Genomic DNA, 16,710 nt, shown 5'->3' on the forward strand with positions numbered 1-16,710 from the left:
AATGAATAAAGAATTTTTTCCACAACGCCCAGAAGCTACACCAACCATTTACGCCTACGAATTGCCTAATGACAGTTCTCGCACAGGGCAATTAAAAATTGGCGATACCAATAGAACCGCAAAGGGGCGCATTAAAGAACAAATTGGTGCTACAAGGTCAACATTCAATATTGTATTGGAAGCCTCTGCCATGCGAAACGATGGCAGTTCGTTTCGTGATTACGAAATACATAAATACTTACGCAATAAAGGAACAAAAAATACTGATGGCGAATGGTTTACTTGTTCGGTAAAAGATGTGCAAGCCGCTATTATTGCCATTAAAAAAGGTGAGTTAAACGAAGAAAACAGAACGCTTGATTTTAAAATGCGTCCTGAACAAGAACAAGCCGTTGATAAAGTCATCCATTATTTTGATAGTTATAAAAAAGAAAATCCAAACAAGACACCGCACTTTTTATGGAACGCAAAAATGCGTTTTGGCAAAACCTTTGCTTTTTATCAATTAGCCAAAAAACAGGGTTGGAAAAAAATATTGGTTCTGACCTTTAAACCTGCGGTGCAAAGTGCATGGAAAGAAGATTTATTATCGCATGTGGATTTTGAAGGCTGGCAATTTATTGCTAAAGGCGGTTTAAGCTATGATGAGGCAGATAAAACAAAACCGATTGTATGTTTTGGCTCATTTCAAGATTATTTAGGCAAAAACACCTCAACAGGTGGTATTAAAACTAAAAATGAATGGGTACACACGACTAACTGGGATTGTGTGATCTTTGATGAATACCATTACGGTGCATGGAACGATAATGCCAAAGGCTTGTTTACTGAATTGTATGAAGAGGGTAAAGATGAAGATTTAAAATTTGTTGATAAAATTGAAAATTTTGATGAAGAGATTATGCCGATTACCACCGATGCCTTTTTATATTTATCAGGCACACCCTTTAAGGCATTAAGTTCAGGTGAATTTATTGAAGAAGAGATTTTTAACTGGACCTATTCGGACGAACAAAAAGCTAAAGAAAATTGGAAAGAGGGGGATAACCCCTATGCCACTTTGCCAAGAATGGTGATGTTGACCTATCAGTTGCCCGATGCGATTCGTGATATTGCTCTAGGTGGTGAATACAATGAATTTGATCTAAATACTTTTTTTACCGCAGAAGGCGAAAAAGAAGACGCTAAATTTACCTTAGAAGATGAAGTGCAAATGTGGTTAGACTTAATCAGAGGTGGTTTTAGAGAAACCACGCTGGATAGTTTAAAACAAGGGGCTAAAAAGCCACCGATGCCCTTTTCACACGCCAATCTATTAAATCTATTAACCCATACTTTTTGGTTTTTACCCAGCGTTGCCGCTTGTCATGCAATGAAAAACCTGATGCAACAACGGCAAAATACCTTTTATCAAGATTATAAAATCATCGTTGCGGCAGGCACAAGTGCAGGTATCGGGGTAGAAGCATTGCCCCCTGTTTTAGAGGCAATGGATAACCCATTAGAAAGCAAAACAATCACTTTGTCATGCGGTAAATTAACCACAGGTGTATCTGTTAAGCCGTGGACAGGTATTTTTATGTTGCGAAACTCTTCAAGTCCTGAAACTTACTTCCAAGCAGCGTTTAGAGTGCAAACACCATGGGCAATTAAAAACCCTGATAGTCAATCACCTAACGAAATTGAAATAATAAAAGAAGAGTGTTATGTGTTTGATTTTGCACCGAATAGGGCTTTAAGCCAAGTAGCAGATTATGCCTGTCGTTTAAATGTGAATGAATCTAATCCAGAAACAAATGTAGCAGACTTTATTCGTTTTTTGCCTGTTTTGGCGTATGACGGCAGCACAATGAAACAAGTCGATGCGGCTGGGGTTTTAGACATTGCTATGAGTGGCACTTCTGCCACTTTATTAGCAAGACGCTGGGAAAGTGCTTTGTTGGTTAATGTTGATAATGCCACACTTGCACGATTAATGGATAATCAAGACGCTTTAGATGCCTTAATGAGTATTGAGGGTTTTAGAAATCTTAACCAAGATATTGAAACTATTATAAATAAATCGGAAGCTGTTAAAAAAGCGAAAAAAGAAAAAAATGACGAGCAGATGACTCAAAAGGAAAAGAAAGAATTAACAGAAGAGGAGAAGAAGTTTAAAAGCTTACGCAAACAAATCCAAGAAAAGCTCATTAAGTTTGCCACAAGGATTCCTGTCTTTATGTATTTAACGGATTACAGAGAACGAAGTTTAAAAGATATTATTACCCAGCTAGAGGCACCTCTTTTTAAAAAAGTAACAGGGTTGGGTGTGTCGGATTTTGAGCTATTAGTAAGCCTTGGTGTGTTTAATGATGGTTTAATGAATGATGCGGTTTATAAGTTCAAACGCTATGAAGATGCGAGTCTTGAGTACATCGGGATAAATAAGCATAAAGGTGAAGAAGTTGGGCTTTATGATACGGTCTTAAGTGGAGATGATTACACTGCAACCTTTGAAAATCAAAGCATGAAAAATGTATAACAAAAACATGCATGCAGATAAAATAAAGTTACGATCGCTCTTCGCTATGCTTGATTTTTCCGGCGATGTTGGTGTTAGCTTTAAAGGCTTTTCCGAAACATAGTTAAATGAATTTTGTTAAAAATAAGTGGGTAAAATCTCATTAATCCGATTTCAATGCAGCCTCCTACTAAGCAAAACATTGTGAAGTTGTGGAAAATATAGAGCGTTATATTTGTTTTTATAACTACAAAAGGATTTATTTAGAGATTGAGTATTTAACACTTGTTCAGAAGACGGCTGAATTAAAAAAGTGACTTGCATTGATTAAAGTAACACTTTTTCAATCTGCACAGATTTGATAAAGTCTTTTTGCCAATTTTTGCCGAGTTTTTGTTCAGCGATTAGCTCAATTGGGTAGATGGGCTTAATGTTAGTTGTGCTGCTGTAACGGCTCAAGCCTTGGCGGCAAGCAGGGCAGGTGGTTAGCATTTTGGTGGGTGCTTTACTTGTTTCTATGGTTGCTAAATCCTTTTTTATTTCGGCTTCTTTGCGGAATTTTACTTGCTTGGCAATATCAGGGCGAGCCACTGCAAAAGTGCCTGCTTCACCACAGCAACGCTCATTGCTAGTTACCTTTGAGTTCATAATTTCAGAGATGACAATGCTTGAATCTTTGGACTTAATTGGATCGTGGCAGGGGGCGTGGTATAGGTATTGCTCGCCAGTATCATCAAGTGTTACTTTGTTTTCCAATAGGTATTCGTGAATATCTATGAGTGTTGAATCTTTGAAAATATCTGCCATGTCATAGGTAAGGAGTTGGTCAATACAAGTACCACAAGAAGTTAGTACATGCTTAATGTCTAGGTAATTAAGTGTGTTTGCCATACGGTGGAATAACACACGGTTATCAATAGTGATTTCCTTGGATTTGGCTTCATACCCACCTGCACTTTGTGGATACCCACAGCATAAGTAACTTGGTGGTAATACCACTTTTATGCCTTGATGATAGAGTAGGGCGATGGTGGCTAAACCAATGTCAGAATAAAGGCGCTCAGAGCCACAACCTGGGAAATAGAACACACTTGGTGAGTCGGCATTTGATTTTTCAGGGTGAGCTAAAATTGGTACACTACTAGTATCGGTAATATTTAGCAAGCTTCGTAGTGGTGCTGCACTTGTATCAGTAGGTAAAGGTTTGTCTAAAATTGTGACTAATTCTGTAAAAAGACTGGGCTTGCCAATGGTTTTATCAGGTTGTTTTTTGTGTAACGGTTTGCTAAGTTTTGCAGCAATATGTTGTGCCTTATAACTAAAATCAATGAGTATTTTTTTAGTTAGGTTAATCTGCCACGGTTTGGTCATATTGAGATACGCCATTGATAATTTGGTGGCAATATTTGTATGCTTTTGTTTTTGCTTAATCAGCATACTTCGCATCTTGATGGAAACATCACCAAAATCAATATTCACCGGACAAGGGCTTGAACAACGGTGACAAATGGTGCAATGTTCAGCCACATCATTAAACTCATCAAAATGGTTAAGTGAGATGCCTCTACGCGTTTGTTCTTCGTATAAAAACGCTTCAGAAATTAAGTTGGTGCCAATAATTTTATCACGAGGTGAGTATAGCAAATTGGCTTCAGGTACATGCGTGGTGCAAATATCCTTGCACTTACCACAACGAAGACATGACTTTATCATGTCATTGATTTCACCAATACCACTGCTTTCTAAAATCAAGGCTTCTTGCTCAACTAAGCGCAAAGAAGGGGTAAAGGCATTGTTAAGATTACCATCTGGCATCAACTTGCCTTTATTGAAATGTCCGTTAGGGTCAATATGGTTTTTGTATTTGAAAAATTCTTGCTTAAATTCGTCGGATAAGTATTGATATTTAGTCAGCCCAATACCGTGCTCACCTGAAATCACTCCCCCAAGTTGCTGTGCTAAAATCATGATTTCATCCACTACTTTTTCAGCAGATTCTAGCATTTGTGTGTTGTGTGAGTGTACGGGGATGTTGGTATGTACATTGCCATCACCAGCGTGCATATGCGTTGCTACGAATAGACGAGCTTCACGATATTCACTATGTATTGTTTTAACTTTGTCACGAATTTCAGTAAATACATCACCCATTAACAAGTCATTCAAAGGCTGAGAAAAATCAGCAACATAAGAAATCACACGCTCGCTAGTTTGTAGTGCTTTAAATCCAGCTTCTTGTTCAAGGCTTGTTAGTGCATCTTGCCACTCGCTTTCAACCCTATCAAGCAGTGATAGGGTATGATTGATTTTGTCTTTAATAAGACTGGTGCTTGCATCAATGCTGTGAAAATAACTCTTAATTGCGCCTAATGTGGCAAGTTTGTTCCCAATCGATAGACGAATGTTAATACGCTCAACACCATGAGAGTAATCCCCTAATTTATTCAGGGGAATAACCACATCTTCATTAATTTTAAAAGCGTTAGTGTGAGCGGCAATAGCTGCAGTATTGGCGCGGTCTTTCCAAAAAATTTGGCGTTTTTCTGGTGAATGTGCAACAAAACATTCACCATCTCTGTCTTGTGTTAGCGTGATGATTTTTTCAATTTGTGACTCTAATGAATCTTGCTGGTCTGCACTAATATCAAGTAGCAAAATCATTTTTGGTAATTCTGAACGAGCGGCTTTTGTGGTGTAATTGACTGCTTTGATATAGCGGCTATCAAGATGCTCCATGCCAATTAAATCAACATATTTAGAATTATCTACGCTGTCTTTAATGGCAACAATTGCAGAAACTGCACGATCTAAGTCATAACCAAAAAACTCTAAACATAGTGTGCTAGTATGCTCAAGTGGCTGGTGCAAGATGAACTGTGCAGAAGTAATAAAGCCATCACAGCCTTCTTTTTGAATACCTGGCAATCCATCTAAAAATTTATTAGTAACATCTTTACCTAAACCGCTTTTACGCATGTCTTTAGCGTTAATCGTGAGTATTTCAGATTTTATTGGTGTGCTGGCATCTTTTTTTAAATGATGAATTTCAAAACTCACTTCCTTGAGTAATTGAATTTTGTCTTGATTGTGATTAAGGCGTTTTACCTGTAGCCAGTTACCATCAGGCATGATCATCTTCCATGACAAAAGATTGTCAATTGTTGTTCCCCATTTTAAGGCTTTTTTGCCACCTGCATTCATTGCCACATTGCCGCCAATGGTGCAAGCATCTTGCGAAGTTGGGTCAACGGCAAATACTAAGTTATTTTTTGCTGCTACTTCACTAACACGCTTGGTAATCACGCCTGCACCGACATTTACACTGTACAGCCCATCGTTGTGTTGGACTGTATCAATAAAGCTGAGTTTTTCTGTATTGATGACCGCTGTTTGTGCGCTCAGAGGGATAGCGCCACCTGTATAGCCCGTACCACCGCCACGCGGAATGATTGTGAGACCTAATTTAATACAAGTTTTGATGATTTTGGCAATTTCCAACTCAGTATCTGGGGTGATAACCACAGCAGGATATTCAACACGCCAGTCAGTTGCATCGGTGGCATGGGATGAGCGTGATAGGGCATCAAAGCGAATATTGTTATTGTGCGTGACTTTGAGTAGTGCTTTTTTAATGCGTGTTTTGTTGTTTTTAAATTCACGCAAACAAGATTTAAAATCATTTACTGCTTTGTCAGCATTGTCTAATAATTCCAATACTTTTGTATTACCGTTAGCACGCAGGCGAATTTGGTTAAGACGAGAATACAGTGCTTGGGTAAGTGCCTTCCAGCGTTTTTTGTTGTTAATCAGGTCTTCTTGTAAGTAAGGGTTGCGATTCACCACCCACATATCACCCAATACTTCAAACAGCATTCTCGCACTGCGACCTGTGTTGCGATTTTCTCGTAGTTGCTCGAGTAATTCCCATGACTGTTCACCTAAAAATCGACACACGATTTCTTTGTCTGAGAATGAAGTGTAGTTGTAAGGAATTTCGCGATATTGTTGCAAGTTTGTAAAGAGGGTTATTAAGCTATGCTTATTTTACTATAATAATAGTTATTGTTTGTTTGTTCGGAGTTGTTGGATGTTGTGGATAAAAGCCTTTCATATTATTAGTGTGATTACTTGGTTTGCGGCTTTGTTTTACTTGCCACGCCTTTTTGTTTATCATGCGATGAGTGATGACCAAGTGAGTATTGAGTGTTTTAAAGTGATGGAGCGTAAGCTCTATCGTGGCATTATGATGCCGAGTTTTGTTTTGGCAACAGTATTAGGCGCTTGGATGGTGATTGACAACTGGGCAGTTTATAGCACTCAATATTGGCTACACGCTAAGTTGGCACTGGTTGTGCCACTGATTGCTTATCATTTTTATTGTGGGTATTTGCTGTTAGTTTTCAAAGCGAATAACAATACTCGTTCACATATTTTTTATCGCTGGTTTAACGAATTTCCAGTACTAATACTGGTAGCAATTGTTATTTTAGTAGTGGTTAAGCCTTTTTAGTGAGTTTTAGGTAGTTGTCAGCCAAGGCTTCGTAGATAGGTTGTTGGTAAATTTGTTTAGAGATAAAGTTAGCAATAAAGGCGACCAGTAATCCCGGGAGCAGTAAATGCAGACTTAGCGTCATTTCAAGAATGACAAAAGTTGAGGTGAGTGGTGCTCTAATCACCGCACTTAAATACCCAATCATTGCCATTATTATCACAACTTGCGTATCAATTTGTGTATAGAAATTGGCCGCTTCTGAGCCAAGCCCCGCACCAATTGAAATACTTGGCATAAAGACGCCACCCGGAATGGTGGATACAAATGAGCTTAGTGTGGCAAAGTATTTCATTGCCACAAAGTCTAAACCCAGTGCTTTATTATTAAGAATTTGCAAAACTTCAGCGTGTCCAGAGCCTGCAATTTGTCCAGCAGAAAAATAATTAAAAATTGCAACAACAACACCCAGCAACAGAGCGATAACAATAACTTTAGTTTTGGTGTGGGCGATAAATTTTTTAATCAAATGAAGCGTTGCTCTAGAAAACAAGCCACCAAAAATCCCTGCAACAATTGCCAAAGGTAATAGTTGCCAAATTAGGCTTAAGTCAAGCGAATGTGAAGATAGGTCGCCTAAATAAGGGGCATTACCACGATAAATAATTGCAAATATATAAACCATCGCACTGACAATTGCAATAAGAATTAAGGCTTGTTTTTTTAGATTTCTGCCAATTTCTTCATAAGCAAACAACATACCAGCTATCGGTGCATTAAATGCCACAATCAGTCCAGCACTACCACCAATAGCAATCAGAGCGTGAATTAAAAATTTACGATTAAGTTTAATAAAACGATTAAAGCCATAAAAAATTGAACCACCAATATGAATGCTAGGACCTTCAATACCAATCGGCGCACCACCCAGCATTGCCAGAAAAATAAAACCTATTTTTTCTATTACCACCCTAAAGGAAAGTAATTGCTCACGAAGGGATTTATTGCGCGAGTCAGTGGCAGCAATGAGTTGTGGAATGCCACTGCCTTGCACAAAGTGACAATACTGTTTGGCAAAATAAATAATTGCCACAAAAGTAATCGGTGTAATGATGAAATTTAAAGCAGGGTATTCAACAATGAAAGTTTTAAAAATATACTGTGAAAACCCACTAACAGACAAGAAAAAAGTAACCACCACCACGGTTAAAACACTGGCAAGTGTTAGTAATACATAAGTTTTAACTTCGCTTGGAAAGTGATATGATAAGTATCGACGCATTTATTTAAGTAAATAATCCTGTTGAGAGATACCGGTCACCACGGTCGCAAGCGATAGTCACAATCACAGCATTATCCACTTGCTTAGATAGCTCAATAGCGGCAGATACTGCACCACCACTGGAAACGCCAGCAAAAATACCTTCTTTCGTGGCCAAATCACGGGTAGTTTGTTCGGCAGCAGTTTGTGAGACATCCATTATGGTATCAACTTTTGAAGCATCAAATATTTTTGGTAAATATTCTTTTGGCCAGCGACGAATGCCTGCAATTTTTGCCCCGTCTTCGGGCTGCACACCAATGATTTGGATATCTTTATTATGCTTTTTGAGTGTTTCAGATACGCCCATAATCGTACCAGTCGTCCCCATAGCTGAGACAAAATGCGTAACCTCACCATTTGTATCCTGCCATATTTCTTGTGCAGTTGTGTTGATATGCGCGCCTGAATTATCCCTATTAGAGAATTGGTCAAGTTGCTTACCTTTACCCTCTTTTTCCATGGTATCGGCTAAATCTCGTGCACCTTCCATCCCGGCTGCTTCACTGACTAAAATTAACTCAGCGCCATATGCTGCCATCGCATCTTTACGCTCTTTTGAGAGATTTTCAGGCATAATCAATATCATTTTATAGCCTTTAATCGCTGCCACCATTGCCAAAGCAATCCCCGTATTACCACTAGTGGCCTCAATCAGTGTATCACCTGCGTTAATCTCGCCACGCGCTTCAGCTTGAGTAATCATATTAAACGCCGCACGGTCTTTTACCGAGCCAGCAGGATTATTACCCTCAAGTTTGAGTAAGATGGTATTGCTTGAATTAGGATTTAAACGTTGTAAACACACTAATGGCGTATTGCCAATGGTTTGTTCTATGGTTGTGTAGCGCATAATTTTTGAACTCCAGAAAGTAGCGTGTTAAAACTGGTGGATGTATTGCTGTTGTCTAATTTTAAATAGAGCGATATTGTTTTTGAGCCTGATATTGGCTGATACTTTTTATCAGTAATTTTGTTTAATTCTTGTTTTGCATTGGCTAAATTATCAGCATTTCTAAATTTTGTAGAAGTTTGTCTTTGAGGTAATTTTTTATTAAAAGCCCGTTCAACTGCAAGCAAATCTCCCAAATAAAAATTTTCTAATTCATGGCAAGCAATTCGAATAATAGAGACATTTTTTTTACCGCTATTTTCGACCTTACTTAGTAATCGTTCTTTAATTTCTATACAGTCTGCGCTATCTTGGTCTCTGAGAATTAAAAAAACAGTATTTGGTGTATTGTAATTTTTTAGTTTTTTTTCTATTTGTCTATCTAAGTCACTTTTTCCTTCAAAAGTGATAATTTGAGATAGGCGGTAATTATCAGGTAATATTTTCGGTAAAACAATTTGCAACATTTCTTTTGCAGATTGTTCTTCGGTAAAACAAACTAAATTCATTTCTTACCCAAAGTCACAAAAAACCCTTGTTTCCATAAGTAGCCCATTTGGTCACCATCATTCATATAAGCTACAATTTGCTTATCTTCACTTGCTCTATTGATTGTTGTGTAGCCCTTCTCTTTAACCAAAAGAAATACTTCTTCAACATTAATGGCATTTAAAAAATCAGGTGAATGCGTAGAAACAAAAACTTGTTCTCCACGATTAGCATACGCCCTAAATTCCTCTGCCAGTTCTGCCAATAAATGTGGATAAAGTTGATTTTCAGGCTCTTCAACACATAAAAGTGGATAAGGTTTTGGATCGTAAAGCAAGACTAAATAAGCCAGCATTTTTATCGTACCATCGGAAATGTAGCGTACTAGAAATGGTTTATCAAAAGACTCATCTTGAATTTTTAATAACACTTGCCCTGTTTCTATGGTTTTTGCTTCTACATTGGAAATTCCTGGAATTCTTTGTTTTAAAACTTTGATAATTTCATCTAGTTGTTCTTTATGATTATTGTGTAAATATTCTATAACATTAGATAAATTCTCACCTAAAGTAGATAAATGCTCAGCATAATCTGCTTGTTGGATATTACGCGCTTCATTGACATGAATATCTGAAACATGCCAATTATCAATGAGTTCACTAAGGGCAATAACGGCAGGGAATTTCTCAAACTGTGCCAACCCTTTAATGGCTAAAATATCAGGTGATTTGAGGGTTTGTTCTTCTCGCTCTAAATCTTTTTCTTCAGTAGAATCTAGCATTTGTTCGTTAATAACCGCCTTACCTTTGCCACAACTAAAGTTTAAAAATTCCCAAGGTAGTCCTTTAGCGCCTCTACGATATTTTAAAATTTCCCTATCAACAACCGCTTTGCCGTTTTTTTGAGCTATACTTAAAAAGTAAGTAATAATAGGATTGTTTTTATAAGTATTTTTTGCTTTAAATTTTATTTCAAACTCAATATTATCCTCAGAACCACGACTAATAACTTCATCAAAACCACCGCGTTTATTAAAAGCAGTATTAACATCGGTAGAGAGTGCATCTTTTAAAAAACCAAAAACATTAAACAAAGTTGTTTTTCCAGAGCCATTACTACCAACAATCACACAAAATTTTGGAATGTCCTTCATTTCAGCATTCTTAAATGCTTTAAAGTTTTTGATTTTTAATGATTCTATTTTCATAATACTTTTTACATATTGTCTAAAATTGCGCGTTTAACCTCTTCCATCACAGGGTCAATGTGAATCATGTTATCATTATTACACTGAGCGATAGCAGTATCAGGGTCTTTTAAGCCATGACCTGTTAAGGTGCAAACAATTTTTGATCCTTCAGGGATCTTGCCACTTTTAATGTCACGCATTGCACCTGCTAGTGATGTGGCTGATGCAGGCTCACAGAAAATACCTTCTTTTTCGGTTAGTAGTTTTTGAGCGCTCAAAATATCAGCATCGCTTAGTGCATCAAACCAACCGTTTGATTCCCTTTCAACTTCATGTGCCAAATCCCAACTTTGCGGGTGGCCAATACGAATAGCGGTCGCAATTGTTTCGGGATTGTCTATCATCTCACCTTTTTTAAAAGGGGCAGAACCTTCTGCTTGATAGCCCACCATGGCAGGTGTTTTAGTGGCCTTGCCATCTTGTTGGTATTCCTTATAGCCCATCCAATGTGCAGAGATATTGCCCGCATTACCCACAGGCAAACAGTGATAATCAGGCGCATCGCCCAATTCTTCAACAATCTCAAAGCTGGCTGTTTTTTGACCTTGCAGACGAAAAGGGTTGATTGAATTTACAATGGATACGGGCGCATGCTCAGCCACTTCTTTAACCAAGCGCATGCCATCATCAAAGTTACCTTTGATTTGAATAATCACCGCACCGTGAATCATTGCCTGCGCTAATTTACCTAAGGCAATCTTACCTTCTGGAATAAGTACAAAGGCTTTAATGCCAGCGCGGGCTGCATAAGCAGCAGCAGAGGCGGATGTATTACCTGTAGAAGCGCAAATAATGGCTTTTGAGCCTGCTTCTACCGCCTTAGTTACTGCCATCGTCATGCCACGGTCTTTAAATGAACCGGTTGGATTTAAGCCTTCGTATTTCACATAAATATCCACATCTTTACCTAATAAGGCAGGAATATTTTCTAAGCGAATAAGTGGTGTATTGCCTTCACCCAAGCTGATGAAGTTTGTGTTTTCATCAACAGGTAGTCTATCTTTATAGTGGTTAATTAAGCCAGTATATCTCATTGTATTGTCCTTTTAGTCTAATGTTTCTACATGAATGATTTTAACCTCTTCTTGGATAGAATCATGTTTTTGAATTGCTGCTACTGCTGCATTAATATTGCTGGTCTTTACTTGGTTGGTAATAATAGCGATATGTGCATTGTCTTGTGCGTCAATTTGCTTTTGTACAACTGCCTCTACGCTAATATTGTGATTGGCAAAAATTGCTGTAATATCTGCCAACACCCCTGGTTTATCAGTGGCTAATAAGCGTAGATAAAAGATGCTTTCAATATCATCTTGATTTTGATAAGGTATTGCTTCAAATGACTGCCAGCCTAAAACATTATGACTGAGCGTGCCTTTAATCACATCAACCAAATCAGCAATCACAGCACTTGCTGTAGCTTCAGCACCAGCACCAGCACCATAATAAAGCGTTGAACCTACAGCATTGCCTTTGACTAATACTGCATTCATCACGCCATCAACATTTGCCAATAGGCGAGTCTTTGGGATGAGTGTTGGATGCACACGCATTTGAATTTTACCGTTGAGTTTCTTAGCAATGCCTAAGTGCTTAATGGAGTAACCTAACTCTGTGGCAAAAGCCACATCTTCACCACTGATTTGACTAATGCCCTGTGTAGATACTTTGTCAAATTGCAACTCACAACCAAAAGCAATGGCGGCTAATATGGCCAATTTGTGCGCTGCATCAATGCCTTCAACATCAAAAGTTGGGTCAGCTTCAGCATAGCCCAACTCCTGTGCTTCTTTCAGCACATCGGCAAAATCTCTACCCTTATCACGCATTTCAGTCAGGATGAAGTTGCCTGTACCGTTGATAATGCCAGCTACCATTTCAATTTGGTTGGCACTCAGCCCTTGCTCTAAAGATTTAAGGATTGGAATACCACCCGCTACCGCTGCTTCAAACAACAAATGCGTGTTGTTGTCTTTTGCCAAAGCAAGCAATTCATTACCATGGGTGGCAATCAAGGCTTTATTGGCAGTAATCACATGCTTGCCATTTTTAATGGCTGTTTCTACCAGCTCTTTTGCTAAAGTAGTGCCACCCATTAACTCTAAGACAATATCAATTGAGTCATTATTAACGATTTCAAAAGGCGCTTGAGTGAACTCAATGCCCTTTGTTGGGCAAATGCGAGGTTGATTGATATCTCTAACTGCGGCGTGCGTTACTTGTATTTGTACGCCTGTGCGACGCATGATTTCAGCTTGATTTTTTGCTAAAATATTAACCACACCACCACCAACAGTGCCCAGTCCCAAAATCCCTATATTCATAAGTTAATCCTATCTATGAATGAATAAAGGTTGGAATTATACCAATAGAGACCACTGCATTAGATTATTTGTTGAGTGTAATTGCCACGCATTTAAGTGAACGGGAATATTGTGTTGGAACTTTATGTTGATTGTCAAATAACACAGGGGCTAAAGATTTGAGCATATCTTCATAAATCGACTTTTTAAAGTCAATTATCATCTCAATAGGGTGCCAATAATCCACCCATTGCCAATCGTCAAACTCAATGTCACAGTGCGTGTCTAGTTTGATATTGCTCTCTTCACCAGTAAGTTTTAGCAAAAACCATACCTGCTTTTGTCCAATACAAAGTGGTTTTTGTCTGCGTCTTATGTGTTGTTTTGGCAAATCATAACGCAACCATTTTGGTGTTTTAGCAATCAAGTCTACATGTTCAGGTAAGAGTCCAACTTCTTCATTTAACTCACGAAACAAAGCCTCAAGTTCACTTTCTCCCTCGTCAATGCCACCTTGTGGCAATTGCCAAGCATCCTGTTGATGACGCTTGGCTAAGAGTACCTGCTTTTTGTCATTGGTAATAACGATACCAACATTGGCACGATACCCCTCTTGATCAATCATAATAAGGGGTGGTTTTTTGTTGTTGAGTGATTAATCGTCGCCAAATACACCCAAAATATGCATCAAACTGACAAACATATTGTGTAATGCTAAATACAGACTAACCGTTGCTGAGATGTAATTAGTCTCTCCGCCATTAATAATAGCGGACATTTGTGAAAGCATAAATGCACCCATGATTAATACCACGGCAAATGAAATGGCTAAGCTAACAAAAGAAGATTCAATAAAAAATATATTAATTAAATACAAAACAATAATGCCAATCATAGCAAAAAATATCATGCCATTGAGAAAACTAAAATCTTTTTTGGTGTTTTGCGCATAAAAGCTAATTGCAAAGAAGGAGACACCCGTACCAGTTAGTGCTTGCATTACTAAATTTGCACCATTTGGCGTTGCTAAGTAATGCGTCAACATCGGACCAAGGGAATAGCCCAACAGACCTGCAACTGCAAATGCAGTTAAAATCCCCATATTGCTATTTTGAGTTCTTGGTAAGACAAACCAAATTACTACAATTACTGCGATTAAACTAACGATTGCTGAGCCAAAACTTGCGCCAATAGAGATTGAAAACCAAGAAGACAAGCCACCAAATACTAGTGTGTATGATAATAATTTCATAGTGTCTGACAAAACTTTATTTTTAACCTTGGTAACTCTTATTGTTGCCATATTTGCAAATATATTCATAATTTATCCTTTGTTGTTAAGCGTGTAAAATGATTTAATTTTATACTAAAAAAACCAAGATGAAGTTGATTTTAGGCTTAGGAAAAACAGGTGTCTCTATTGCACGGTTTTTAACCAAACAACAAGTTGCTTTTAGGGTGGCAGATAATCGAAACACCCCCCCATTTTTATCGCAATTTAAAGGCCAATTTAACACAGAAAATTTATTTTTAGGCGACTGGAAGCCTGAGTTGTTAAATAATATTGATGAAGTTATTATTAGCCCTGGGGTCGCTCAAAGTGAGACTATCGTGATTTGGGCTAGGGCCAATAACATCCCTATTATTAGTGATATAGCGTTATTTTCACGCCATGCTCAGGCCCCAATTATTGGTATTACCGGCTCTAATGGCAAATCAACCGTTACTCAATTACTCGGTGAGATGATTGCCAATGATGGCAAAAAAGTCGCCATTGGCGGTAATATTGGCAAGCCAGCATTAGACTGTTTAAGTGATGAAATTGATTATTATGTATTAGAACTGTCTAGTTATCAACTAGATTACACACAGAATTTAGAACTATTAACTGGCGTAGTGCTCAACATCACCCCCGACCATCTTGACAGATACCCAGGTTTCCAACATTATGTCAGTTCCAAACTTAGCCTATACCAATATTGCCAACATCCAGTTATTAACGCAGATGAACCACTCACCCCAACGATAGATAATGCCAAATATTTTGGTATGGATATACCTAAGCAAGATAGTGATTTTGGTACTGTTACCTGCCATGGTAGTTGCTATATCTTAAAAGGTGATGACTCACTGATGGATGTAGATGATATGCTACTTATCGGGCAACACAATATAGTTAACGCATTGGCAGCACTTGCTTTAGGCGACCAAATCGGGCTTAACACCGACTCAATGATTACAACCGTCAAAACCTTTAAAGGCTTAGAACACCGCCTAGAATGGGTAGTAAAAAAGCAAAATATCGATTACTATAACGACTCAAAAGCCACCAATGCTATGGCTACTATTACAGCATTAAACGCACTAATAGACAAATATGAAAATATTGTACTCATTGCAGGTGGCATCAAAAAGCAAGAAGACTACAGTGCTTTATTTGAATTGATTGATAATAATATATCCAATGTTGTTCTAATCGGGCAAAGCGCCAAAGAATTAGGCAACAACATCCATACTGCAAAAGTCACCTATACTAACTCTATGGAAGCAGCGGTAAATACCGCCAGCACCTTAATTGACAGCGGTGCAATTTTGCTATCCCCAGCTTGCACCAGTTTTGATATGTTTGATAATTTTGAACAGCGTGGGCGAGTGTTTAAACAGTGCATTGCTGAATTTTAGGCATTAAAAAATCCCCATAAAGAAGATTTTGGTCGCTATAAAAAGCGGAGCCTACGAAAAATAAATTTCATTGGTATGAAAAGCAAATTTAATAAGCGATAGTCAGTTACAATCAGGTTTCATTATAACTATAAAAAAGTAAAATTGTAATATATTGTAAATATATGACAAGAAGTTGATAAACTGAAGTAGAACAACTATACTGGTTAGTGTTTACATAAGTAGTCAACCCTTAAAAACCACACAACAAATTGATTTATAACAATAAAACCAACAATAACCCTAGACAAATCAACCAACTTTTGTTAAAATACCTCTTATTTCTTGGTCGTTTTGCTTAAAAAAATGTTAACTAAATCCAGCCCAATATCCACCCAATCAAATCTTTTTCATTCAGAGCTCTTTTCTCAATTAGATGTCAAAGACCCTTTAATACAACTAGCCAACACTATTAATTGGACAGTCTTTGATGATGCCTTTGAACAACATTACTCTCAAAACAATGGCAGACCCTCAAAACCCATCAGGCTGATGGTAGGTTTGCTTTTGCTTAAACAACTAGAAAACCTCTCTGATGAGCGTGTTGTTTTGCAATTTAAGCGCAACCCTTATTACCAATACTTCTGTGGCTACTCAAACTATATACCAGGCATGCCTTGCAATGCCACCGAGTTGGTGCACTTTAGAAAGCGTATAGGCGTTAAAGGTTTTAATCTTATTTTTAAAATGAGTGTTGCCTTGCATGGCAAACAAGCCCAAGAAGCAACAGTATTAATTGACACCAC

The 16,710-nt window shown here is 38.0% G+C and carries 13 protein-coding genes; 4 read left to right on the top strand and 9 right to left on the bottom strand.

The genetic code is table 11. From position 1 onward, the window contains the following. Position 1 precedes the first annotated feature (1 nt). Entirely contained in the window at positions 2-2,521 is a 2,520-nt protein-coding gene (locus BHECKSOX2_RS08000; protein ID WP_139683153.1) for a GIY-YIG nuclease family protein, read from the top strand. A 306-nt stretch (positions 2,522-2,827) separates the two neighbouring features. Here the strand turns inward: BHECKSOX2_RS08000 and BHECKSOX2_RS08005 are convergent, their stop codons facing one another. After that, positions 2,828-6,511, bottom strand: coding sequence for a DUF3683 domain-containing protein (locus BHECKSOX2_RS08005; protein WP_139683154.1), 3,684 nt, complete (start codon positions 6,509-6,511; stop codon positions 2,828-2,830). A 76-nt stretch (positions 6,512-6,587) separates the two neighbouring features. Here BHECKSOX2_RS08005 and BHECKSOX2_RS08010 point away from each other — a divergent pair, with 76 nt between their 5' ends. Next, entirely contained in the window at positions 6,588-7,010 is a 423-nt protein-coding gene (locus BHECKSOX2_RS08010; protein WP_139683155.1) for a CopD family protein, read from the top strand. On the opposite strand, the gene BHECKSOX2_RS08015 is transcribed toward BHECKSOX2_RS08010, so the two are convergent. The 8 genes from BHECKSOX2_RS08015 to BHECKSOX2_RS08050 form a co-directional block, all read right to left on the bottom strand. Further along, positions 6,997-8,271, bottom strand: coding sequence for a chloride channel protein (locus tag BHECKSOX2_RS08015; RefSeq protein WP_139683156.1), 1,275 nt, complete (start codon positions 8,269-8,271; stop codon positions 6,997-6,999). The genes BHECKSOX2_RS08010 and BHECKSOX2_RS08015 overlap by 14 nt on opposite strands. Before the next feature lie 4 nt (positions 8,272-8,275). Beyond that, positions 8,276-9,163, bottom strand: a complete 888-nt coding sequence (gene cysM / locus BHECKSOX2_RS08020) for a cysteine synthase CysM (RefSeq protein WP_139683157.1) — start codon at positions 9,161-9,163, stop codon at positions 8,276-8,278. After that, positions 9,145-9,711, bottom strand: a complete 567-nt coding sequence (locus tag BHECKSOX2_RS08025) for a DUF4276 family protein (RefSeq protein ID WP_139683158.1) — start codon at positions 9,709-9,711, stop codon at positions 9,145-9,147. Before BHECKSOX2_RS08025 ends, cysM begins: the two co-directional genes overlap by 19 nt. Beyond that, positions 9,708-10,898: an AAA family ATPase gene (locus BHECKSOX2_RS08030; RefSeq protein WP_139683159.1), complete on the bottom strand. Its 1,191-nt coding sequence runs from the start codon at positions 10,896-10,898 to the stop codon at positions 9,708-9,710. Before BHECKSOX2_RS08030 ends, BHECKSOX2_RS08025 begins: the two co-directional genes overlap by 4 nt. An 8-nt stretch (positions 10,899-10,906) precedes the next feature. Then, positions 10,907-11,974 carry a threonine synthase gene (gene thrC / locus BHECKSOX2_RS08035; protein ID WP_139683160.1) on the bottom strand — a complete coding sequence of 356 codons (1,068 nt, stop codon included), beginning with the start codon at positions 11,972-11,974 and terminating at the stop codon, positions 10,907-10,909. Positions 11,975-11,986: 12 nt separating this feature from the next. Further along, complete coding sequence (locus BHECKSOX2_RS08040; RefSeq protein ID WP_139683161.1) at positions 11,987-13,264, bottom strand: homoserine dehydrogenase; 1,278 nt, start codon at positions 13,262-13,264, stop codon at positions 11,987-11,989. Between the two features lie 64 nt (positions 13,265-13,328). Then, entirely contained in the window at positions 13,329-13,868 is a 540-nt protein-coding gene (locus BHECKSOX2_RS08045; protein ID WP_139683162.1) for an RNA pyrophosphohydrolase, read from the bottom strand. A 30-nt stretch (positions 13,869-13,898) separates the two neighbouring features. Further along, the gene (locus BHECKSOX2_RS08050) at positions 13,899-14,564 is read right to left on the bottom strand and encodes a Bax inhibitor-1 family protein (RefSeq protein ID WP_139683163.1); all 666 of its coding nucleotides are present in this window, start codon (positions 14,562-14,564) and stop codon (positions 13,899-13,901) included. Positions 14,565-14,623: 59 nt separating this feature from the next. On the opposite strand from BHECKSOX2_RS08050, the gene murD reads away from it, so the two are divergent. Continuing rightward, positions 14,624-15,925: a UDP-N-acetylmuramoyl-L-alanine--D-glutamate ligase gene (gene murD / locus BHECKSOX2_RS08055; RefSeq protein WP_139683164.1), complete on the top strand. Its 1,302-nt coding sequence runs from the start codon at positions 14,624-14,626 to the stop codon at positions 15,923-15,925. 345 nt (positions 15,926-16,270) lie between these two features. Next, positions 16,271-16,710: transposase (locus BHECKSOX2_RS08060; RefSeq protein ID WP_139682462.1), on the top strand; the 440-nt coding region annotated here is incomplete at its 3' end.

This window comes from thiotrophic endosymbiont of Bathymodiolus puteoserpentis (Logatchev), from assembly GCF_900127505.1.
Classification (GTDB): Bacteria; Pseudomonadota; Gammaproteobacteria; order PS1; family Pseudothioglobaceae; genus Thiodubiliella.